Source organism: Streptomyces echinoruber (genome assembly GCF_014651135.1).
Taxonomy (GTDB): Bacteria; Actinomycetota; Actinomycetes; order Streptomycetales; family Streptomycetaceae; genus Streptomyces; species Streptomyces echinoruber.
In genome coordinates this window covers 119,886-141,984 of sequence record NZ_BMWH01000008.1, presented here as the reverse complement: position 1 = coordinate 141,984, position 22,099 = coordinate 119,886, and the positions used below count along the sequence as shown (strand labels likewise).

14 protein-coding genes are annotated in these 22,099 nt (G+C 70.8%); 3 read left to right on the top strand and 11 right to left on the bottom strand.

The window, feature by feature from the left end:
* Window positions 1–23: 23 nt before the first annotated feature.
* The 6 genes from IE225_RS13245 to IE225_RS13220 all read right to left on the bottom strand — a co-directional run bounded on the left by IE225_RS13245 (window position 24) and on the right by IE225_RS13220 (window position 13,623).
* A complete protein-coding gene (locus IE225_RS13245) occupies window positions 24–857 on the bottom strand; it encodes a methyltransferase (RefSeq protein WP_190057664.1) in 834 nt (277 codons plus the stop codon).
* Window positions 858–901: 44 nt separating this feature from the next.
* Complete coding sequence (locus tag IE225_RS13240) at window positions 902–3,445, bottom strand: FAD-dependent monooxygenase (protein WP_190057663.1); 2,544 nt, start codon at window positions 3,443–3,445, stop codon at window positions 902–904.
* A gap of 4 nt (window positions 3,446–3,449) precedes the next feature.
* Window positions 3,450–10,640 (bottom strand): non-ribosomal peptide synthetase, encoded by a 7,191-nt coding sequence (locus IE225_RS13235; protein WP_229879491.1) that lies wholly within the window; start codon window positions 10,638–10,640, stop codon window positions 3,450–3,452.
* The gene (locus IE225_RS13230; protein ID WP_190057662.1) at window positions 10,637–11,899 is read right to left on the bottom strand and encodes a cytochrome P450 family protein; all 1,263 of its coding nucleotides are present in this window, start codon (window positions 11,897–11,899) and stop codon (window positions 10,637–10,639) included. The genes IE225_RS13235 and IE225_RS13230 overlap by 4 nt, the downstream gene beginning before the upstream one ends.
* 26 nt (window positions 11,900–11,925) lie before the next feature.
* Window positions 11,926–12,858 (bottom strand): SAM-dependent methyltransferase, encoded by a 933-nt coding sequence (locus tag IE225_RS13225; protein WP_190057661.1) that lies wholly within the window; start codon window positions 12,856–12,858, stop codon window positions 11,926–11,928.
* A gap of 213 nt (window positions 12,859–13,071) precedes the next feature.
* Entirely contained in the window at window positions 13,072–13,623 is a 552-nt protein-coding gene (locus tag IE225_RS13220; RefSeq protein WP_190057660.1) for an EF-hand domain-containing protein, read from the bottom strand.
* A 350-nt stretch (window positions 13,624–13,973) separates the two neighbouring features.
* Here IE225_RS13220 and IE225_RS13215 point away from each other — a divergent pair, with 350 nt between their 5' ends.
* The gene (locus tag IE225_RS13215) at window positions 13,974–14,867 is read left to right on the top strand and encodes an SDR family oxidoreductase (protein WP_190057659.1); all 894 of its coding nucleotides are present in this window, start codon (window positions 13,974–13,976) and stop codon (window positions 14,865–14,867) included.
* Window positions 14,868–15,601: 734 nt separating this feature from the next.
* On the opposite strand, the gene IE225_RS13210 is transcribed toward IE225_RS13215, so the two are convergent.
* From IE225_RS13210 to IE225_RS13190, 5 genes are all read right to left on the bottom strand, one after another.
* Window positions 15,602–15,853 carry a hypothetical protein gene (locus tag IE225_RS13210; protein ID WP_190057658.1) on the bottom strand — a complete coding sequence of 84 codons (252 nt, stop codon included), beginning with the start codon at window positions 15,851–15,853 and terminating at the stop codon, window positions 15,602–15,604.
* Window positions 15,854–16,066: 213 nt separating this feature from the next.
* The gene (locus IE225_RS13205) at window positions 16,067–16,243 is read right to left on the bottom strand and encodes a hypothetical protein (RefSeq protein WP_190057657.1); all 177 of its coding nucleotides are present in this window, start codon (window positions 16,241–16,243) and stop codon (window positions 16,067–16,069) included.
* Window positions 16,244–16,685: 442 nt separating this feature from the next.
* Window positions 16,686–17,222: a hypothetical protein gene (locus IE225_RS13200; RefSeq protein WP_190057656.1), complete on the bottom strand. Its 537-nt coding sequence runs from the start codon at window positions 17,220–17,222 to the stop codon at window positions 16,686–16,688.
* 708 nt (window positions 17,223–17,930) lie between these two features.
* On the bottom strand, window positions 17,931–18,932 hold the full coding sequence (locus tag IE225_RS13195; protein WP_190057655.1) for a peptidoglycan-binding protein: 1,002 nt from the start codon (window positions 18,930–18,932) through the stop codon (window positions 17,931–17,933).
* Window position 18,933: 1 nt separating this feature from the next.
* Entirely contained in the window at window positions 18,934–19,080 is a 147-nt protein-coding gene (locus IE225_RS13190) for a hypothetical protein (protein ID WP_190057654.1), read from the bottom strand.
* 522 nt (window positions 19,081–19,602) lie between these two features.
* Here IE225_RS13190 and IE225_RS13185 point away from each other — a divergent pair.
* Both IE225_RS13185 and IE225_RS13180 read left to right on the top strand, forming a co-directional pair.
* The gene (locus tag IE225_RS13185) at window positions 19,603–20,289 is read left to right on the top strand and encodes a response regulator transcription factor (RefSeq protein WP_190057653.1); all 687 of its coding nucleotides are present in this window, start codon (window positions 19,603–19,605) and stop codon (window positions 20,287–20,289) included.
* Window positions 20,283–22,097 carry a sensor histidine kinase gene (locus IE225_RS13180; RefSeq protein ID WP_190057652.1) on the top strand — a complete coding sequence of 605 codons (1,815 nt, stop codon included), beginning with the start codon at window positions 20,283–20,285 and terminating at the stop codon, window positions 22,095–22,097. Before IE225_RS13185 ends, IE225_RS13180 begins: the two co-directional genes overlap by 7 nt.
* Window positions 22,098–22,099 lie beyond the last annotated feature (2 nt).

Below are 22,099 nucleotides of genomic sequence, written 5' to 3'. Positions count from 1 at the left end.
TGGCGGGCGGGGCCGAAGCGACGTCAGCGGCCGGTGGCAGCCGCAGGACGCCGGAACATCAGGGCGTGCACGGTGAAGCGCGACCCGTCGAAATCCGCCTGGCCCGCCGCCCGCCGTTCCTTGAGCAGGGCCAGCATGGTCTCCTTGTGCTCGGCGTACGCCAGGAGCGGGATGTCCATCTCGAAAACCGCCAGCGTCTCGGACTCGTAACCGCGCGCGGTGAGTTCCGCGACGGTACGGGGCACGTCGGCGAGCGAGGAGTGGGCCATGAGCAGGGTGCCGCCCGGCGCGAGGAAGGAGTCCATGCGCTCGACGACGGAGTCGTACACCGCGCGGCCGCCCCGGCGGGCGACGAGAGCCGTCTCCAGCCCGTCTCCCGTCGCATAGCTCGGGTCGTGGGGCAGGTGCGGCGGATTGGTGATCACCAGATCGAACCGCACCTCGGGTGTGTACTCCTCCAGCGGCGAGGTGACGCAGGTCAGCCGTGTGCCGTCGAGACCGTTGGCCGTCACGTTGGACATGGTCTGGGCGGCGGAGGCGGGGTTGATGTCCAAAGCGGTCACCCGCTCGGCGCCGGCCGCAAGCAGGGCCACACTGTAGAGACCGGAACCGGCCCCGAGGTCCAAGGCGTTGACGCCCTCCAGTCCGGGAGCGTCGTCGCTGTCGAGGGCGCTGAGCAGGCTCAGCCCGCAGTCGGTGGGGAAAAGGACCTCCGTGGGGTCGTCCACCATGAGCCGCAGACGCATGCCGCGGAACTCGAAGATCCCGCACGAGGGCCGGGTCTCCCACAGCGAGCCGCTCTCGCCGACGGGCAGGACACGGCGCCGCGTCGGCGTCCGGATCGGGGAATCGGTCATCAGCACGGAACCTTTCGACGGGGAGGGAACAGCCGGCGGACCGGTCACTCGGCGATGGCGGACAGCACGGTGTGCACGGCGTCGTCGGCAATGCGCTGTGCGCGCAGTGCCGGGACCAGGTCGTCGACGTAGCTGAAGTTCCAGGCCAGTTGGTCGTGGCTGGTGGTCGCCGTCGCCACGACGGCGCCCATCACCGAGACGCCGGTGAGGAACTGGGCGTCGCCGACTCGCCACACGCCCACCCGGTCGGGGAACTCGTAGCGGCCGACGTTGGACAGACACAGGTTGATCGGCCCCTCCTCGTCCATGAAGCGCATGAACGACTCGCTGTCCGCCAGCGACTTCGGTCCCGCCCAGCGCGGGAGGCTGATCGTGGCCAGGTGCTCCCGGCGCCTCCGGCGCCGCACCAGGTCCCGGCTGATCGCCCGGGCCATCGGCCACAACGGCCCGCCGGGCTCGTAACGGACGCGGGAGGGGACCGTGGCCACATAAGTGCCGACCTCGTCGGGGGAGACGGCCGGTTCCAGATCACCACGGAAGTCGACCGGCGAACCGATCGAGAAATAAGTGGCCGCGGCGGCTCCCGCGTCACGGGCGACCGCCGTCACCATCGCGGCGGCGAGTGCCCCGTGGACCGTGGTGCCGTGCCGCCTGGCTGCGCGTACCAGGAGGTCCAACTGGGCCGGGGTCAGAGATCTGTGCACCATCCGGGTGCGCCGCTGCCCGAACGGAACCCGGCGGCTGGGAACGATCCGCTGTGCGGGGCGCCGCTGGGCGGCCCGCTGCTCCCGTCGCATCATGGCTCCGAACTCCGCGGCACCTGCCGCGCCGCGCAGGCGGCGCGGGAGCAGGTCGTCCGTCGCGGGCAGCACCCGTCGGGGGGCGGCCTGGGGCAGCACGCCCCGGTCCAGTTGCGCGGCTTGTTCGATCCACTCCCTCATCAGGGACAGGCACGTCTTGCCGTCGGCGATGATGTGCGAGGCCGTGAGCAGCAGGTCATGAACGTTCTCCTCCTCCGCGCCGTCCCGCCCCGCTGAGGTGATCACCACCGCGCGCAGCAGCGGCCCGGTGCGCCAGTCCATGCCTTCCACGAGCTCGCGCTCGTTGACCTCGCGTTGCCACCGGCTGTCGGCCGTGGGGTCGTCCGGCGGCACATGGACGTACCGCAGCGGGATCTGCTGCCCGTCCAGCGGGACGAAGGCGGGGTGCGCCCCGGTGCCGTCGTCGGTGATCGCGACGCGCAGCAGGGGGTGCCGGAGCTGGAGGGTGTCCAGGGCTCGGCGGTGCAGTGACGGGGGCAGGTGTCCGTGGACGCGGGCACGGGCGATGACGTTGAGCGGTGAGGTCCGGTCGGCGATCCAGTACAGGCGCTCCAAGGGGCTCAGTTCGCGCCGGACGCTGCCCGAAACGGTGGCCGGGCCGTCCGGGTGGGTGAGGAGCTCAGCGCTCTGCCGGAGGAGGACGCGACGGGGGACGAACCGGAAGTAGGCGTCGCGGAACAGGCGCCGGCGCAGGCCGGCCCCCTGGGTCAGCTCGCTCATCCTGCGGGACCCGGCCACCATCGCCCTGGTGCGGTCGCGGCGCCGCTCCTCGTAGGCGCGCAGGCCCTGCACCAGGTCGTCGCCGGCCGTCGGTCCGGCCAGTGTCCGGGCCAGCACGACGGCGTCCTCCATGGCCATGCCGGCTCCCTGGGCGAGCGTGGTCAGCATGGGGTGGGCGGCGTCGCCGAGCAGGGTCACCGGGCCGTCGCCCCATCGTTCCAGGAAAGGGCGGTCACGCGAAGGGACGGTGAGGATGTCCGGCTGCGGGGTGGCCTCGATCACCGCCCGCACCTCGTCGGCCCACCCCTCGTAGGCCCGCCTGAGGGCGTCCTTGACGTGGCCCGCCCCGGGCGCGTCGTCGGGGGTGCTCATCGCGGCCCACCAGTAGCAGCGGCCGCGACCGATGTCGATGAGGCCGAAGCGCTGTCCCCTGCCCCAGTAGTGGCGCACGGCGCCCGTGGTGAGACATGGGTGCGGGAAGGGGACGATGCCCAGCCGGAAGAGGTAGCCGCTGTCCCGTGCCGGCTCGGGGCCGACGAGGTGGCGCCGTACGACCGAGTGGAAGCCGTCGGCGCCGATCAGGATGTCCCCGCTCGCCGAGCGGCCGCCGGTGAAACGGGCGGTGACCGTCGCGCCCACGGTTTCGAAGCCGACGGCGGTCGCCCCCAGGTGGACGGGGCAGTCTCCGGCCTGCGCCAGCAGAGCCTCCTGGAGGTCGGCGCGGCTGATGCAATAGCTGGGCGCGCCCGCCCGGTCGCAGGCTTCCTTGAACGGCAGGTCTCTGATCCGCCGGCCGCGTCGGTCCATGTACCGGAACGACTCCACGGCCTGGCCGCGCTTGTCCAGGCCCAGGTCGATGCCGAAGCCGGCCAGGGCGCTGACCGCGTTGCTCATGACCGACAGACCGGAGCCGACGCTTCGCAGTTCGGTGGCGCGTTCGTACACCTCCACGTCGATGCCGACGCGCCTCAGCGCGATCGCGCACGTCAGACCGCCGATCCCGGCGCCGATGACGAGGGCTTTGGTGCGACGACGTTCCGTTGTCATGACGTCAGCTCTCCCGGCCGGTTCGGGCAAGGCCGCCGGTCAGCTCCGCGACGGTGCGGGCCAGGTGTGCCACGTGAGGTTCTTCCATGATCGTCAGATGGTCGCCGGGGACCGTGACGATCCGGAGCCGTCCGCCGGTCATGGCGCTCCAGCCGTTGCAGGGGTCCTGGTGACGGGTTCGGGCGGCGCTGTGCAGACCGGACAGGACGGCGGGCAACGGCTCCGCGGCGCGGATCAGGGTGAGGTCCTGCTGCTCGCGCGGGGGCCGGTAATCCAGTGTCGCCTGCCAGTTCGCCCGGTAGACGCCGAACAGCCGGCGGATGACGGCTCCGGAGCTGCCGCCCGGCAGAACACCCCGTTCGCTCGCGATGCGCGCGATGAACGCGAACTTCTCCTGTGCCGAACCGAGTCCGTCAGGGATGATGTGCGCCGGTGACGCGCCGCCGTCCCGCGGCCAGAGCAGTTCGTGGAAGAACCACTCCAGCAGGCCGTCGTCGTCGTGCGCGGCGCGCGGTCCCTGGTCCAGGGCGGTGGTGTCCAGCACCAGCAGGGCGGCCTGCTCGCCCGCCGCCCGCAGCCGACGGGCGATCTCGAAGGCGACGAAACCGCCGAAGGACCATCCACCGATGGTGTAGGGGCCGTGCGGCTGGACCGTTCGCAACGCGGTGAGGTAGCTGTCCGCCAGCTCCTCCACGCTGCGCAGCGGTGTGGTCCCGGGGTCGGCTCCGGCGGCCTGGAGCGCGTACAGCGGCTGATCGTCGGGCAGGTGCCGGGCGAAGGCGAGATAGCACAGCACGTTGCCGCCCATCGGGTGAACCATGAACAGCGGCGGGCGGGTGCCTTGCGGGCGGATCGGAACCAGGGGGTCGAACGCGGCGCTCGCCCCGCCGTCGCGCAGCCGTGCCGCGAGTCCGGCGGGGGTGGGTGCCGCGATGAACTCCGCGAGGGGGATGTACACCCGGTAGCGCTGTTCGATCCGGACCACCAAGCGCATCGCGGCCAGGGAGGTGCCTCCGAGGTCGAAGAGACTGTCGTGCACCCCCACCGTGTCCAGGCACAGCACGTCCGCCAGCATCTCGGTCAGGGCCTTCTCGTAGGCGTCGCGCGGCGCGGCGACGGGGGCGCGGCCGGGGACGGTCAGCGGCATGCGGCGCAGTGCGGCGTCGTCGCGCTTGCCGCTGGGGGTCAGCGGCCACTGGGAGACCCATTGCAGGTGCGAGGGGACCATGTAGTCGGGCAGGGTGGCGCGCAACCGCTCACGGACGTCGGCCACGTCCTCGTCCGTGCCCTCGCCGAGGAGGAAGGCGGCGAGGAAGGTCTCGCCGTCCGTCCGCCGGCGGGCCACCACCGCGGCGTCGCGCAGTCCCGGACACCGCGTCGCGAGACCGGTGACGGCCAGTTCCACCTCGGCCGGCTCCACGCGGAAACCCCGCACCTTGACCTGCGCGTCGTCGCGTCCGAGGAAGACGACGTCTCCGCCAGGCAGCACCATGCCGACGTCGCCGGTGTAGTAGAGTCTCCGCTCTCCGCCCGCGAAGGGATGCGGGAGGAAGCGCTCCTTGGTCAGGTCCGGGCGGCCCTCGTAACCGTCGGCCAGGCAGCCGCCGCCCAGGTAGACGTCGCCGCGCGCTCCGGTCGGCACCGGACGCATCCGTTTGTCCAGGACGTGCACCTCGGCCCCGTCGATGGCGACGCCGATCGGTGGCAGCGCGGGGAAGGCCGCAGGGTCGCCCGTCATGGTGAACGCGGTGACCACGTGGGTCTCGGTCGGACCGTACTGGTTCTCCAGCACCGCTCCCGGGAGCCGGGCGCACAGCGCGCGGATCTCCGGGGTGACACGCAACTGCTCGCCGCAGGTGATCATCACCCGCAGGGTGTGCGGGGTGATGCCCAGCGTGCCGGCGGCTTCGGCGAGTTGCTGGAGGGCCACCGGGGGGAGGAAGACCTGCTCGACGCGCTCGCGGTCGAGCAGGCGCAGCAGTGCGGGCATGTCGCGGCGTTCCGCGTCGCCGGCCAGGCACAGGGTGCCGCCGAAGCAGAGTGTGGAGAAGATCTCCTGGAAGGAGATGTCGAAGCTCAGCGGCGCGTACTGCAGCGTGACACCGCCCACGGCAGCGCTGGGCGCCCCGGCCTGCCAGGCCACCAGGGCGGCCAGGGTGCGGTGCGGCATGGCGACACCCTTGGGGGTCCCGGTGGAGCCCGAGGTGAACAGGACATACGCCGTGCTCCCCGCGTCGGTCCCGCCCCGCGCCCGGTGCGGCGGCGCGGGCGCGGCCACCGACTCGGCGGGCAGCAGCAGCGCCGGATCACCGGCGAGGTGGGCGTACGGGGCCTCGGCCACGACGCGGAAGGGCCGTGCCTGCTCCACCATCGTGGCCAGCCGGACGGCGGGGTAACCGACGTCCATCGGGACGACCGCGCAACCGGCCCGCATGACGCCCAGGAGCACCGCCATCGTCAGCGGGGACCGGTTCATGGCGATCCCGATCCGGGCGCCCGCCGGGGCACCGAGCGCCTCCAGCCGCCCGGCCACGTTCTCGGCGGCCTCGGCGAGCCGGGCGTAGCTCCACCGCTGCTCACCCATCACCACGGCGGTCGCGTCCGGGGTGCGCGCGGCCTGTTCGGCGAAGCGCGCCACGACCGTCGGGTGCTCCACGGGAGAGGCGAGGACGGGCCGGGGAGCGAGGAAGCCGAGGTCCGGCTCGCTGTGCGGCTGTTCCACCAGGCGGTGCAGGATGCGCAGGTAGCCGGCCGCGTAGAGGTCGCCCTGGTCGGCCGGAAACGTCGCACCGTCGCAGTCGAGCCGCAGCCACATGCCCGTACCGTCCGGTTCGACGACCGCGTTCACCAGGAGCCGGAAGTCGTTCTCCTCCCAGGTGCGGAACTTACTGAGGGTCAGGCCGGGCAGCCCTAGGACGGGGGCGAGCTGGTGGAAGTGCACGTAGTTGAAGGCGGTGTCCACGACGGGTCCGCCGTGGTCCTCCTGAACGGCGCTCAACGGGTAGCGACGATGGGGATGGCTCTCCTGCTCCTGGCGGAAGCTTTCACGCGCCACCTCCAGCCAGCTCTCCCGCGCGGTGTCCAGGCGCACGGGCACGGTGTTCAGGAAGAGCCCGGCAGTACGCTCCGCCCCGGCCAATTCGGGTCGGCCGTGGGTGATCAGACCGGTGGTGATCTCACGGGTCCCGGCGAACGCGGCCAGGGTCAGAGCGTGTGCCGCAAAGAGCACGGACTTCACCGGCAGGGCGTGTCCGGCCGCGAAGCGCCGCACCCGCTCGACCAGGGCGGCGGACAGGTCGATCCGCCGGGAGGCCGGCCGGCGGTCGGCGCCGGGCAGGTGGGGCGAGAACGACTCGATCGGCGGGGGCTCGCAGCCGGCCAGCTTGCCGCGCCAGTAGCGCCGGGTCTCCTCCGACCTCAGGGCGGCCTGCTCCAGCCGCGCGTGGGCCGCCGGTGAGGGCGGCGCCGTGCCCTCGACGGAGCCGATGCCCAGGCCGAGGCCGTGGGCGTAGTCCTGGAGCAGTTCCCGGAGCAGGGTGGCGACGCTGCCGCCGTCGAGCAGCGCGTGGTGGAAGCTGAGGACCAGGTCGACGGCGGCGGGCCGCACATGGGCGCGGAACAGGTACAACGGCGGCCGGTCGAACACATAGGGGTGGCGGCGGCGTGCCTCGATGTGCGCGCGCACCTCGGCCTCTGCGGCCGCGCCGTCGAGCGGACGCAGGTCGGCGATCTCCAGGCCGCCCTGCACCCCGGGGCGGACGACCTGCAGCGGTTCGGCGCCGGCCAGGTCGAACGCCGACCGCAGCACCGGGTGCCGTGCCGCCAGCCGGTTGAAGGCGCGGCGGAATTCGGCCTCGTTCCAGGGCATCTCCAGGGTGTACCGAAAGACGTCCCGGTACCTGGCCGAGGTCTCGTGCCTGCGGCTGTGGTAGAGCAGGCCGAGCTGGAGCCGGGTCAGCGGGTAGGCGTCCTCGGCGTCCCGCAGCCGGGCCCGGTCCACGTCGGCCATGAGGGCGAACGGCGCGGGAACGGCTTCGCCCCCGGTTGCGTCGCACTCCTGCGCGCACGGCGCGAGTCCGGCCACCGTCGGGTTGCGCAGGAGGTCGGTGAGCGAGAAGCGCAGGCCGCGGGCCTCCGCTTCGGCACGCACCCTGAGCATGGTGATCGAGTCGCCGCCGAGAGCGAAGTAGTCGTCGTGGACCCCCACGACGTCACGCCCCAGGACGCGGGCCCAGACCTCGGCGAGGACCGCCTCGATACGGTTGCGCGGCACCCCGGCCTCGGTGGCTCGGAGGGTGTCGTGCGGTGGGGGAAGCGCGCCGCGGTCGGCCTTGCCGTTGGGGGTCAGCGGAATGCCGTCGATCCGGGTGAAGGTCACCGGGACCATGAACGCCGGCAGTGTCCGTCCGAGCCGCTCGCGCAACAGCGTCGTGTCGATCGGGGCGTCGGCGACGTAGTAGCCGGCCAGGACGGTTCTCCGGTCGGCGGCGCTGTGGCCCACCACGAGGGCGTCGCGTACCCCGGGGACCGCGCGCAGGGCGGTGGCCACCTCGTCGGGCTCGACGCGGTGGCCTCGGATCTTGACCTGGTCGTCGATTCGTCCGAGGTACTCCAGGGTGCCGTCCGCGAGCCACCGGGCCAGGTCCCCGCTGCGGTAGAGACGGTCGCCCGGCACGAACGGGTCGCTGCCGAACTTCTCGGCGGTCAGCTCCGGACGGTCGAGATACCCACGGGCGACGCCGGCTCCGCCGATGCACAGCTCGCCGGCGACACCGACGGGTTGCGGCAGGTCGTCGGCGCCCAGCACGTACAGACCGGTGTTGTCGATCGGCCGGCCGATGGGCACCCGTGGGATGCCGTGGGCGGGATCGGCCGGGCAGTCGTAGAAGGAGACGTCGACCGTCGCCTCGGTCGGGCCGTACAGGTTCACGAGCCGTGCCGGCCGCTCGGCGCCGCTCTCCCGGCGCCACCGGTCGGCCAGGCGGTTGAACTGCTCGACCCGCGGGCCGGGCAGTGCCTCACCGCTGCAGAAGACGTTCCGCAGGGTTCCGATGGCCTCGCGTGCCGCCGCCGACTCCTCCAGCAGGTCGAGGAAGGGGCCGAGCATCGAGGGGACGAAGTGCACGGCGGTGACCCGGTGCTCGTGGATCGCCCGAAGAACCTCACGGGGGTCCCGCTGGCCGCCGGGCGGCAGCAGGGCCACGGCCGCCCCCTCGACGGCCCACCAGAACAGCTCCCACACCGAGACGTCGAAGGACACCGGGGTCTTCTGCAGGAGGACGTCCCCTTCTCCGATCGGGTAGCGGCGTTGCATCCAAGCGAGGCGGTTGACCACGCTGCGGTGCTCGACCATGACGCCCTTGGGATGTCCGGTCGAACCGGAGGTGTAGATGACATAGGCGAGGTCACGGGAGGTGGCGAGCGGTTCGACCGGGGCGCCGCTGCCGGTCAGCAGGTCGCCGACGCACCGCACCGTCACGTCCGTGTGGAGGCCGCCGGGAGCGCCGTCGTCGACGATCACCACCTTGGCCCGGCTGTCACGCAGCAGGAAGTCCACCCGCTCGGCCGGGTAGCCGGGGTCCACCGGTACGTAGGCGCCGCCGGACTTCAGAGTGCCGAGCAGCACGACCGGCAGCCGCGGCCCCCGCTCCATCATCACCGCGACACGGTCGTCCGGGCCGATGCCCTCCGCGCGCAGGGCCCGCGCGACACGGTTGGCGCGCTCGTCGAGTCCGGCGTAGGTCAGCGTCTCCCCGGACGCCGCGATGACCGCTGTCCGGTCCGGCCGACGGGCGGACTGCGCCTCGAACAACCCGTGCAGGGTGGCCTTCTCCGCGTAGGGGACGCGCGGGCCGTGGGCACGCCCGGCGGTGAGATCCTCGTACTCGGCCGGCGACAGCATGGGCACGTCGGACAGCGGCCTGTCCAGCAGGTCCACACCGTGCTCCAGGAGCGTGGTGAGGTGGCCCGCCACGGAGGTGATGGGAAGGTCCTCGTCGAAGACGTCCCGGGCGTAGTCCAGGTCGACACGGACGTCGGTCGTGTCGTCGAAGGCGGACACCAGGACACCCAGTGCGTCCCGGTCGTGCGAGGGGGCCATCAGGTGGGTCCGCCGCACGATTCCCGGAGTTTTGGGCCGGGACCAGTTCAGGTAGGAGAGCGTCACGTCGAAGAGCTGCCGTGGGCCCCGCGCCGCCGCGGGCGCTTCCCGCAGGATGTCGCCGAGCGAGAGCCGCTCGTGACGCCGCAGCTCGCGGGTCGTGCTCTGGATCCCGGTGAGCAGTTCCCGGAGCGTCAGCCCGCCGGGCGCCGCGACTCGGAGCGGCAGGGTGTTGGCGAGCTGGCCGAGGACGTCTCTGTGCCGCTCCGTCGGGCGGTTGAGGAAGGGGACGCCGAGGACCACCTCCCCGCTCCTGTGCAGACGCGTCAGGTAGATGCTGAGCATGGCCGCGACGTAGGTGAAGGGCCAGTGGCCTGCGGCGCGGACACGCTCGATGAGAGCACCGTCGATCACGAACGAGTGACGGCCGCGTTCACGTGGGCCGCCGTCCGTCCTGCGGGTGAAGAGCGCGGGGGCCGCGCCCAGGAGGTATTCCCGGTAGAAGGCACGGTCGCGCTCGCCGTCCGTCCCCGAGCAGTAGGCGGCGTCCTCTTCGACGAGCGCCAGGTAGGAGGGTGTCTCCCGGGCGCTCCCGCGCGGATCGCCGTCCGACTCCCGGGCGTACTCCTGGAGGATCTCGTGGCTCAGCCGGTCGAGTGACCAGCCGTCGGCGACGATGTGGTGTGCCTTGATGTGCAGGTGCGTGACGTCCGGGCTCTCCAGCAGGAGGGTCACTTCGGCCAGGGGGCCGCCGTCGAGCGGCAGGGCGTCGGCCAGCGACCTGCGCATCCACGCGGTGCAGGCGGTGTCCGGCTCGGACTCGTGCGAGAGGTCGAGCACGGCGACCGGCACCTTCTCCCGTGCCACCCACTGGAAGGGGACGCCGGCGCTGTGGGAGAACCGCAGCCGGAACGTCTCATGGCGGTACAGCACACGCTCCGCGCAGGCGGCAAACCTGCGATGGTCGACAACACCACGCAGAAGCTCATGGAGGACGCAGTTGAACTGCGGTGATTCCGGTTCCTGGGAGCCGACGGCCCACACGTCCCGCTGGTACGCCGTCAACTGGTGCCGCGCTTGAGGATGAGTGTTCAACTGTGGACGTTTCCTTCGAGCCGTACCGGGATCTCCCGGTGCCCGTTGAAGATGAGGGAAGGGAGCGGAGTCAGACAGTCGCGCCCGACGGCGAGTCCGAGGGTGGGGAACCGGGCGAAGAGTGCGGACAGTGCGACGCGCCCTTCGAGACGGGCGAGCTCGGCCCCCAGGCAGTAGGTGGGGCCGTGACTGAAAGCCAGGTGCTCGCGGGCGGTGGTGCGGGTGATGTCGAACAGATCGGCGTCCGCGCCGTGCACCCGGGGGTCTCGGCCGATCGCCGCATAGTTGATGACGAGGGCTTCACCCCGCGCGAACGTCAGCCCGGTCGGCTCGTCGTACAGGTCCTCGGTGGGAAAGCGCATCATGAAGCTGGCCACCGGAGCCTGGTGCCGCAGGGTCTCCTCCACGACCTGGTCCCAGCCGACCCGGCCCGACAGGGCAAGGTCCAGCTGATCAGGATGCGTGAGCAGGTTGACCACGGCGTGGTCGAGCAGGTTCGCCGTGGTCCCGTAGCCGGCGCCGAGCACCATCCAGATGTTGTCGGCCAGTTCCCGCTCGTCGATCAGACCCTCACGATGTGCGTCGACCAGAGCGCTGGCGATGTCGTCACCGGGCTGCTCGGTCTTGAGCACGATCAGGTCCGCGAGGAGCCGCGCGGCCTCGGCCGCGTTGGCGTCGGCCCGCTCCGCGCTCAGATCCGTGGTGAAGACGGTGTCGTTGACGGCCTGGAACCTGTCGTGCATGGCCTCCGGCAGACCGACCAGCGTGGTGACCGCCCGCCACGGCAGCCGCGAGGCGAAGTGCGTCCGCAGGTCCACGACTCCGTCGGGGGCGGCGGCAGCCGCCTTGGCGAGGTCGTCCAGCAGTGCGCCGGTGGTCTCCTCGATCCACGGGGCGAGTGCCCGTACGCGACGGGCGGTGAACGCGGGAACCAACGGATGACGCAGTCGGCTGTGGTCGGGCCCGTAGGCGGTCTGGACGGTACGGATGTCGACCCAGATCCGCAGCGGCCAGTCGGCGGGGAGGTCACCGTCGATGAAGGCGGGCCAGTGCCGGTGGGCGTCCTTGGAGATCCCGGGATGGACCAGCAGTCGCCGGGCGAGGCCCGGGTCGGTCACCGACCACGCCGGAACGCCACCGGGCAGCTCGACCCGGGCGGCAGGCCCGAGGGCACGCAGTGCCGCGGCTTCACCGTGGACGTCTGCGGCACCGCCGTCCAAGCGGTAGGGGCAGCGGTTCCGGGAGGGCAGGAAGGACATGACACCTCGACGGCAGGAGCGGGCACTCAGCGGCGGACGGCGGTCAGGAGTCCGTAACGGAGCTGCGGGACCTCGCAGAAGAACCACTCGCCAAGGTCGGCCGCCGTTTCCCAGTAGCGCGCCGCCTCCGTGCCGGAGTCGCGTGCGGCGTCCCGCCAGCCGCTGATCATGCTGTCGTAGCAACGCCGGACGTTGTCGGTGATGTCGGTGTGGTCCACCACCTCCAGTCCGGCCTTCCGCAGCAGTTCCCCGTACCTGTCGGTGCTCAGGGAGAACTTGAAGTACGCGTACGCCTCGGCCATGCGGGCCGCGTCGGGGCCGTCGAGTTCGCCTTCCAGGCCGTGCTCGGCGATGACCAGCCGCCCACCAGGACGCAGGACCCGTGCGATGTGTCCGAGGGCCGCCGCCTTGTCCTTCATGTGCATCAAGGACTCGATGGCGCACGCACCGTCGAACGTCCCGTCCGGGAAGGGGTTCTCCATGGCGTCGGCCAGCCGGAACGTGGCCCGTCCGGGAAGGCCCGGCGGCTGGGGGCGGCCGTTGGCCAGGTCCACTTGGTAGTCGCTGACGCTGATGCCGGTGATCCGCACGGCGTGGCGGGCGATGATGCGCGCCGCGGTGCTCCCGTGGCCGCAGCCCACGTCGAGCAGGTGCTGGCCCTCCTTTGGGGCGAGGCGTTCGGTGACGAGGTCCGTCAGACGGTCGGTGGCCACCTGCATCGAGCTGTCGTCCGCGTCGTCGTCCCAGTAGCCGACGTGGATGTTGCCGCCGAGCGCACGGTCGTACACATCGGTGTGACGGTCGTAGAAGGTTCCCACTTCGCCGGACGTATGGCGGTGGTGCGTCAGCATGGGCGGCCTTTCACGGTTGGTCGCGAGCCTCTTGCCGGGGCTGCGGACGGGAGCCGCCGACCTGCACGACTCGTCCTGCGGTGCGAGAGAGGTGAACGTATCGATCATGACCAGCGAGGCACCTCACACGGAGCGGACAGACCTCGGCTTCACCTCGTCGGCGGTACGGGCGTCACCCGTCTGCCGGAAAGACCCGTGCCGAGCGGCGGTTCACCGGTCGTGTCCGCCAGGACGAGCGCGGCAGCCGCGCTCCGAGCACCGCCGCCGGTCGGGCAGAGATGACTCGGAGTGCGGCTGCGGGATCGGCTCGCGCGGAGCCGCTCAGACACGCCCGAAGAACAGGCTGCCCGGTGCGTCGGGGTCGTTCGAGAGGAAGTGCTCACGGACCGCGCGGATGAACTCGTAGCGCGAGATCACGCCGTCCCCGTCGGTGTCCAGCTTGGTGAACATGTCCATTGCCTCGGGCGCCTCGGACTTCCACACGTCCCGCAGGAAGCGGGCGAACTCGTCCTTGCTGATCTCGTTGTCGCCGTCGACATCGATGACGTCGAAGATCGCGTGGCCACCGCCTTCGGTGACGTTCAGCCGGCTGGTGTCGATGACCGCGAGGCGGTTGGCCGTGACGAACTGGTCCTTCGTCAGCCGGTCCCCGTCCACGCCCGCGTGGCGCAGCAGCTCCAGCCAGTAGATCTGGCAGAAGCTCTGCAGCGCCCTGGCCCGGCGGTCGTCCTTGGAAAGGCCGTACGCCTGGATGTAGCGGTCGGCGAGCTTCTGGTAGTCCGTCCAGTCCAGGTAGCCGTCGTGGTCGGCATCCATGGTGTCGAAGGTACGTTCGAGCTTGACGGTGATGAGGTCCTGCACAGCAGCGGTCACGCGTCCTCCTTGGAGGCGAAGGGGGTCACGACAACCATTCCTTGACCGGTTGTGGAGCACACCTCTCGGAGACCGCCTGGCTCCGCCTTTCACCCCTTCGGCCGAACCGTGCACCCGCAGGAGTACGAAGCCTCCCGTCCCGGAGGGCACGGAACGGTTCTCCACGCGCGCCAGTCCGCGCCCGACCGGAAACGCCCTCTACTGTGTGGTGCGGCCGATATCCGTCATGAACAAACAAAACGGAAGCCGATCGCATTGTTGGGGCCATTACGGCACGTGGGCGGAGTGACTCGCCGACGGACGCCGGACACGGCCCTGTCCCCGTCCATGTCTCGAACTGGAGTGAGCACGTGTCGAAATCGTCGGGTCCGACGTCACCCGCGGGCCGGGCCGTACTGATCACCGGGGCCTCCTCCGGCCTGGGAGAAGCGTGCGCGCTCCACATGTCCCGGGTCGGGTATCACACCATCGCCGGAGTCCGCCGGTCCGAGGACGGAGAACGGCTGCGCGCGGCCGCCACCGGCCGGCTGACCCCGGTGATCATCGACGTGACGGATGAGAAGTCGATCCGGGCAGCCGTCCACGAGGTCACCGAGCTGACCGGTGAGGCCGGGCTGTGGGGGCTGGTCAACAACGCGGGTATCGCGGTCACGGCCCCTCTGGAGTGCGTACCGGTGGAGCTGCTGCGTCGGCAGCTCGACATCAATGTGATCGGTCAGGTGCAGGTGATCCAGGGGTTCCTGCCGCTGCTGCGAACCGGCGCCGGGCGGATCGTCAACGTGTCCTCGGGCCTCGGGAACGTCGCGCTCCCCTACCTCGGCGCCTATGCCGCCTCCCAGTTCGCCAAGGAGGCCCTCAGTGACGCCCTCCGCCGCGAGCTCGCCCCGCAGCGGATTCCTGTTGTGGTGGTCCAGCCGGGCGCCGTTCCGACCCCCCTCTGGGACAAGATGTCCGAGGCGGGCAATCGGGCACTGGAGAGCGTCCCGCAGCCGGTCCAAGAGCTCTACCGGAACGCGTTCCTGGGCTTTATGGAGGCCAACGAGACTTCCGCGCGCAGCAGCCGCACCACCCCCGGCGATGTCGCCCGGGTGGTCTTCCGTGCGCTGGTCGCCGAGCGGCCCAGGACCCGCTACACCGTCGGCCGGGACGCGGCCGGCAGTCGCGTCCTGTCGAGGCTGCTGCCGGACAGGGCGCTGGACCGGATCTTCGGCGGAACGTCGGTATGGACGAGCCTCAGGAGCTGAAGGGTGGCGGTCCGTGTCGAGCGGGGCCCGCCGACGGGCCCGCTCGACACGGCATTGAACTTCATACGCCCGTCCACGCTCACCTCCAGGTGCGTTCGCGCACGAACGCACCCACTCGGTCTGGACGGGCGCCGCCGTCGCGCTCGCCGACACCCCCGCAGATCGGTGACCGGCCGGACGACGCAACCGGGCGTGTGACGGCGCCGGCGGGCGACACGACGACCGCAACGATGTGAAACCCCGTGCAGGCCTTCGGAGCCAGCGCCATTCGAGCGTCAAGACCGTTCGCAAGCTGGTCATCCGCGATGCCCTTGAGATACCGCGCGTGTATGAAAGACACAGGTCAAAAAGCCCTCCGATTGCCCGGCCCGTTGCGCCTGTGGAAACAGGTCGGCCGGACCGGACCGATACTCGGAATCCTGACGGATCACCAGGTCAGAGGCTCTTCGCGGTGGGATCCAGGATCGCCACGCACTCCACGTGCGAGGTCATCGAAAACACGTCAGGAGGCACGGAGAGAGGAAAAGCACAGGTCAGAGAGCTCTTTGCGGTGTTCGCGGCGGCCGGCGAGGTACTGGAGCGTCACAAGGCGGCAGGCTTCTCCAGGCTCAAACCCGACAGGTCACCTGCACGAATGGCTGGTCTCAAACGCTCACGTTCGCGCGTGACACCCGAACGCGGGCCGTGCCTCGGACCGGGCCGGCATGACGGGCAGCCACTATGACGGGCAGCCACTATTCGGAGTCAGGGTGCATCTGCACCCACCGGCCGTTGATGAACTTCATCTCCACACCGTAGAACGGCTGGGGCGGGGGAACCGGCCGCTTGCCGCGGTGTGACGCTGTCGGCCGCTTGGGGCGGCCGGCGGGCTGCACCTTCGCGGCCCCCGGCTTCATTTTCGCGTCGCGCTTCCGCAACGCTTCGATTTTTCTGAGGAGTTCGGCGCGGCTGATGTCTTGAGAGATCGTTTTCTCCCGATGCCTCATCCCGGAATGCGCGTTTGATCCCGTGATGTCGGGTCATGCCAGCGGAACGGCCCAGACCGAACAGAACGTCGGTCCCCGTCACCTCGAGCAAGCGAGCCACCACCGGCGTTCTCACCCCAGTCAGTGGCGTTCTCACCCCAGTCAGTTCAAAGGCCGCACCCATCGCCTGGGCCCTGCTCGCGGGCCTGCAGCAGCACTCCCGGCCCCGAGCAGTCACAGAAGGTCACTCCCGAGAAATCCACCACGGCCCTGTTGCCCCCTTGTCAGACAGCCGCCGAAGACTTCACGCAGCTCGGCACTGCCCTTCAGGTCCAGCTCGCCGAACGCGAACGTCGTGACGGTGTCGCCCTCGTCCACGACCATCGCCTGGAAGCGCTGGAAGTCGGTCACCGATGACCTTCCGCATGAGCTGCGCGGTTGATGCGGGAACGCACCGTCTCATGCGGCAGCCCCACCAGCCGGCCGATCCGGCGCAGCCCCAGCCCCTGCCGAGCGGCAGCTGCCGTCGAGGCATCGACCGCCGCCCCTCACCATCTGTTCCAGCTCATCCCGCAACCGGGCAGCGGTCCGCAACCGCGCCTCCGGGGAGAGTCCCTCCGACTCTCCGCAGAACCTGTCCATCCCGACCATCGAAGAGCCGAAGCCGTGGAAACGAGTGTGCCGCACTGCAACGCGCGTGTGCCGCACCGGAACGACAGGCGGGACTGCTGCAGGGTTGGGTGACATCTGACCTGGCTCGCCGTCAGGCGGGCTGGAAGGATGGAGCAATGCCCAAGCCGTATCCCAAGGAGTGCCGGGGGGCGGCTCGTCATCCCGGTCACCGACCACCTGCCTACTTGATCAGTGCGTTCGCGATGATGATCGCCACGCCGATCAGCATGTCCAAGCTCCCCGCGCGACAGGAGGACGGCCATCCGTGCCCGGCCGCGCGGGCAGCCCAGGTGCCCCAGCCGAACAGGGCGGCAGTGTTGAACAGCAGAGCCGTGTTCACAGCCGTGGCCTCTGTCCACCACCCGGCTGCTGCGGCAAGGAGCATCCCGAAGGCGGGCAGCACGGCGGCCACCAGTGGCCACTCGGCGAGCGCCAATCGCCATCTGCTCATGGCGGCTGATCCATCGGCGGACGCCCGCTGGGCGATGACGTGCGCGTACCCATGGGCGGCGCTCGACGCCAGCGCCGTGAGCAGCACCCAGAGCGCGTCCGAACCGGGATCGGCCTTCTCACCCGTCGCGTCCAGTGCGGCCACCAAGGCGCTGGCCAGCACCAGTCCGTAGATGCCGCTGAACAGGGACTGCTCCGCCGGCCGGTGCCGGGGGATCCGTTTCGGCGCGGCGCTGTCGGGGCGGGCGCGGTCGGCGGGGTCGGGCATCGCATCCCCTCGGTGCGGGAAGAAGGCCGGGCCGGAGCATGCTCGCCCGTGCGGCACCGCAGGACGCGGCGCCACGCGCTGCTCGCACGACGGTTGTGCCATATGAGTGCGGCCCCGGTACGCCCGTACCGGGTGCCGTGCCAGTCGACAGGCGGGACGGCACCCGGTGCGGCAGCGGCAGCGGGTGGGTGAGGCGCGTGCTGGGTTTGTCGCCGACGCCGAGGGCGATGAGCACGGCGTCGGAGTGGGTGAGCGCGTGCTGGGTTTGCCCCTGGGCGACCTCGGGGGTCTGGGCGATCTCTCATCGCCGGTGACGTCGTACTCGCTCACTGCCTGCACCCCGGTGCGGGGCGAGAACCGGCTCAGGTCACCGACCGGTGCGGGGCGCTGTCCGCGCCGCGGGCCAGGTGCAGCGTGTGATGTGCCGGTTCGGTGTCAGTGGCGGGGTGTCAGTGAGGGTGCGTCAGGGATGAGCGTTCTCGCTGGTGGGGTGTCCGTGCCTGGGTGGGATCGCCGGCGTGGGATGGTACTTGCTGGTGATGTGGCGGTCGTGGGCCGGTGTACCGGGGGCGTGGCCCGCTGTCATGGAAACGGTACTTCTGATCCGTCCGGGGCCCCTCATTTCCCTGGCTGTCCGCGTCCTTCACGTCAACCGGGCTCCCTCGACCGCCCGTGCCGGGCCCCCCGCGGGGCCCGGCACGGGACGGGTCAGAAGGTGCCGGCGTTGAGGGCCTTCTGGAGTTGGGTGGTGGTGTGGGTGTCCCAGGTGTCCTGGGGTGTCAGGCCGAGGTGCTTGTTGAGGGCGGTGACGGTGTCGGGTCCGGTGATGCCGTCGGCGGTGACCTTCAGATAGGTCTGCAGGGCCTTGACGGTCAGGGGCCCGAAGGCGCCGTCGACGTCCAGGCCGGCGCCGGTTGTGGTGTTCAGGGCGCGCTGGAGGGCGGCGCAGGTGGCCGGCCCGAACTGCCCGTCGACCTCCAGCAGGGCGGGAGCGGGAAGGAGTGCCTTGGGCTTGATGACGCCGCTGTGGCCCTTGAGGGCGGCCTTCATCACGGCGGCGGTGTGCGGCCCGTACTCGCCGTCGACGGTCAGCTTGTGCTGGGCCTGGAAGGCGCGCAGGGCCTGGTCGGTGGCGGGCCCGAACTGTCCGTCGACGGTGAGGCCGGCGTGCTGGACGGTGTTGAGGTTCTTCTGCAGCGCCTTGACGGCCTTGCCGGTGGAGCCCTTGCGCAGGATGCCGTCGTGGGAGGGCAGCGGGGCGGCGCCGTCGTAGGCGGGCCGGCCGTAGCCCACCACGCAGGCCCCGTTGCGCAGGCGGCGGCGGAAGGCGTCGGAGGTGTTGCCCTCCAGGGTGGTGATCGTGCCGTTGGCGTGGACGGCCTCGACCAGGCCGACGTGGTCGATGCCGCTGATGGAGCGGCCGCCGGACCAGTCGAAGAAGACGACGTCCCCGGCGCGGATGCCGCCCAGGCCGTAGTGCCAGCGGCCGTGGTTCTGGAAGGCGCGGGCGTGGGCGGTGGTCAGGGCGAACTTGCCCATGACCGCGGCGAGGTTGCCGGAGTGGGCGGCCTCGTAGCTGATGGACATGTCGCACCACGGGCCGGCGAAGCCGTACCAGGAGGTGACGAGGTTGCGGTTGGAGCCGGGCGGGTGCTCGGTGGTGCCCAGCAGCTTGCGCGCGGCGGCGATCATGCCCTTGGCGGTTCCCATGTCACAGCTCCCAGTCGTCGTCGAGGGCCTCGATGTCGGAGGTGACCTCGTGGTTCGGGTCCTGGCTGACGCCGGCCTGGTCGGGGTCGACGTCGAAGACGCCGGCACCGGCTGCCGGGTAAGGGGGGACCTGCTCGCTCTCACTCATGAGTGCTTCTCCTGCTCTGTTTGGGTTGGGACGGTGGGCCGCCGCGCACCTCGCGGCCGTGGCCAGGCGCAGGGCGCACCGTCTGCCGCTGATGCCGGGAAGGTCGTGCCGGCCGCTTTGCACCACCGGGTCCGGCGGGCCGGGGATTGAACGGGCAGCCGGTCTGGCCACCTGGCCGCCGGCTGGACCGCTGGTCACGTGCGTGGCGTTGCCCCTCTGGCCGAAGAGCGCCCCTTCATGGGCCGGGGCGGCCAGGGCCGGGTAGGCCACGCGGTGTCGGTGGTCATCGCTGGTGCTACGCAGTTGGCGTCTTCACGTGATTCCTGTCGCCGCGGGAAAACGGCTCCGGGAGCGCCGGCCCTTGTTCCACCCGTGTGGCTGGTTCGGCCGGTGCCATATGACGACTGTGGCAGCAAGGGGCTGTGGGGAAGCTGAAGGTTCCTGAACGGACCCGTGCGCCAACTTCGAAGCGCTGTACGGTTCTTCAGGTTCGCCACAGATGGTCTGTCTCATGCTGGAGTCATGCGCGTACTGGTGGTTGAGGACGACCGGCGGATGGCGGAACTGCTGCGGCGCGGCCTGGTCGGTGAGGGATGGGCGGTGGACGTCGTGCACGACGGCCCGTCAGGACTTGAGCGGGCGGGCGAGAACCCGTATGACGCGATCGTGCTGGACGTGATGCTGCCGGGCCTGAACGGATACGCCGTGTGCGGCCGGTTGCGTGAGGCGGGCATCTGGGCGCCGGTGCTGATGCTGACCGCGATGGATGGGGAGTACGACGAGGCGGAAGGCTTGGATGTCGGGGCGGACGACTATGTGACCAAGCCGTTCTCGTTCGTGACGCTCCTGGCCCGACTGCGGGCGCTGATGCGGCGCGGGCAGCCGCAACGCCCTGCCGTGCTGCGCATCGGGGATCTGGAAGTGGATCCCGCGGCCCGGCAGTGCCGCCGCGGCACGGTGCCGGTGGCCCTGACGGCGCGGGAGTTCTCGGTCCTGGAGTACCTGGCGCGGCGTGGTGGTCAAACAGTCACGAAGACGGAGATCCTGGAGCACGTCTGGGACGACCGGTTCGACGGAGACGTCAACGTGGTGGAGGTCTACGTCAGCGTCCTGCGCCGCAAGATCGACACCCCCTTCGGGCGGCGGTCCATCCGCACCGTCCGGGGGGCCGGCTACCGGCTCGAAGTCTCGCCGGAGACGGCATGCTGAGGATTGGCCGGGCCGAGCGGACCGGGCGTGGCCCGCGCCCGGGCAGCGTGCGGCTGCGGCTGACACTGGCCGTGACCGCTGTCGCCGCCGTCCTGCTGACCCTGGTCGCCTCTGCCTCGGCCGTCGCGGTGCGCAACTCCCTACTCGTCTCGGCGTTCGAGCAGGCCGGTGACGGCGGCAAGGAGGACATGTCCACGGAGGAGTGCGTGCTCGGTGGCCGCGCCGGCTGGTCGTGCAAGACCATCTCCCGTCATTGGGACGCCGCTCCGCGTGACACGGTCCCTCTGATCCACGGCGAACGCCTGTCCCTGTGGCCGTGGACCGACCCGGACGACGCAACGCCCGTGCGGTTGATCCCGGCAGAAGGGCCGGGCCCCATCGACCTTTCCGATGGATGGACGGATCAGGAGCGGCTGAACACCGCTGTGCGGTGGCTGGCCGGCGGCACCCTGGTGTTCACCCTGCTCACTGCCGGCGGGGCATGGCTGGTCATCGGCCGCGCCCTGAAGCCGGTGGACGGGATCCGGACGCAGTTCGCCGCGCTGAGCCTGAGCCGCCTCGACCAGCGCATACCGGCTCCGCGCGGCGGCCGGGAGTTCACCCGACTGGTGGCGACGATGAACAGCGCCCTGGACCGCATCGATGCGGCGTACGCCCGGCAACGGCAGTTCACCTCCGACGTCGCCCACGAACTGCGCACCCCACTGGCCTGCTTGCGCGCCGAGCTCGAACTCACGCTCACCCCCTCCGGGACAGCCCACTGGCCCGACGCCGCCCTTGACGCCCTGAAGGACACCCTTCATCTCCAGGACATCACCACGAACTTGCTGCTCCTGGCCCGCCTTGACGCCCAAGCCGCACACAAGAAAACCCTCCCGACCCGGCAAGTCGACCTGCCCGCCCTGATCCGCGACATCGTCTCCGGCCGTGACGTGCCCGAACACCTGAGTCTCACCGTCACCGCACCGGACGAATCCGCAACCGTGACCGGCCACCGAGGCCTGCTCGCCCGCGTCCTGGCCAACCTCCTCGACAACGCCGAACGCCACGCGGCCACCACGATCACCGTCACGCTCGCCCTGGACCACGAACACCGGCAAGCCGTACTCGACGTGGCCAACGACGGCCCGTCCATCCCGCCCGAACACCAGGAGAAGATCTTCGAACGCTTCAGTCGGCTCGACGACGCCCGTACACGAGACGCCGGGGGCACCGGCCTCGGCCTGGCCATCGCCCGCCGCATCACCACACTCCACCACGGCACCCTCACCCTCGCCCCCGGCCGGGAAGACCAGGCGGGCGCCCGGTTCACCGTACGGCTGCCCCTCACCCGTGGGGACGCCCAGCCGCTGGTCACCGCACTTCTGCACGCTTGGGACCAGCCCGACGACATCCCCGTACTTCTCACCCACCACACCGCACACCGGCCCCTCGAAGACGTCGTGCCGGACCTGGCACGCGCCCTCATCACAGCCGGACGCGACCATCACCTGAACGCACTGCTCCGCCACGTCGCACGGCAGGCACCCGCCTGGGAGGTCACCGGCCTCGCCGACATCCTCCGGGACGAAGGCATGCCTGCCGCCGCCGCCGAACTGCTCGCCGCCCGCACAGCACAGCGCAGGCCCACGTCCACCAGCCGGCTTTTCGGCCGGTGGCGCGCTCAAGGCCGGCCGGCCGTGCGGACCGCCGTGCTCGAACGCCCCCACTCCGGCCGGATGAGCAAGCCCTCCACGGCACAGAGCACGGCGAACTCTCCCCGGCAGCGCAGGTTCTGGTTCCGCTCAGGTGGCTCCGACTCCGCGTAGCG

Bases quoted from the DNA above. Each gene is read 5' to 3' on its own strand.
- IE225_RS13230 (WP_190057662.1), bottom strand. From the start codon at position 11,899: ATGTCCTTCCTGCCCTCCCGGAACCGCTGCCCCTACCGCTTGGACGGC.
- IE225_RS13245 (WP_190057664.1), bottom strand. From the start codon at position 857: ATGACCGATTCCCCGATCCGGACGCCGACGCGGCGCCGTGTCCTGCCC.
- IE225_RS13200 (WP_190057656.1), bottom strand. From the start codon at position 17,222: ATGCCCGACCCCGCCGACCGCGCCCGCCCCGACAGCGCCGCGCCGAAA.
- IE225_RS13225 (WP_190057661.1), bottom strand. From the start codon at position 12,858: ATGATCGATACGTTCACCTCTCTCGCACCGCAGGACGAGTCGTGCAGG.
- IE225_RS13195 (WP_190057655.1), bottom strand. From the start codon at position 18,932: ATGGGAACCGCCAAGGGCATGATCGCCGCCGCGCGCAAGCTGCTGGGC.
- IE225_RS13240 (WP_190057663.1), bottom strand. From the start codon at position 3,445: ATGACAACGGAACGTCGTCGCACCAAAGCCCTCGTCATCGGCGCCGGG.
- IE225_RS13190 (WP_190057654.1), bottom strand. From the start codon at position 19,080: ATGAGTGAGAGCGAGCAGGTCCCCCCTTACCCGGCAGCCGGTGCCGGC.
- IE225_RS13180 (WP_190057652.1), top strand. From the start codon at position 20,283: ATGCTGAGGATTGGCCGGGCCGAGCGGACCGGGCGTGGCCCGCGCCCG.
- IE225_RS13185 (WP_190057653.1), top strand. From the start codon at position 19,603: ATGCGCGTACTGGTGGTTGAGGACGACCGGCGGATGGCGGAACTGCTG.
- IE225_RS13210 (WP_190057658.1), bottom strand. From the start codon at position 15,853: ATGAGGCATCGGGAGAAAACGATCTCTCAAGACATCAGCCGCGCCGAA.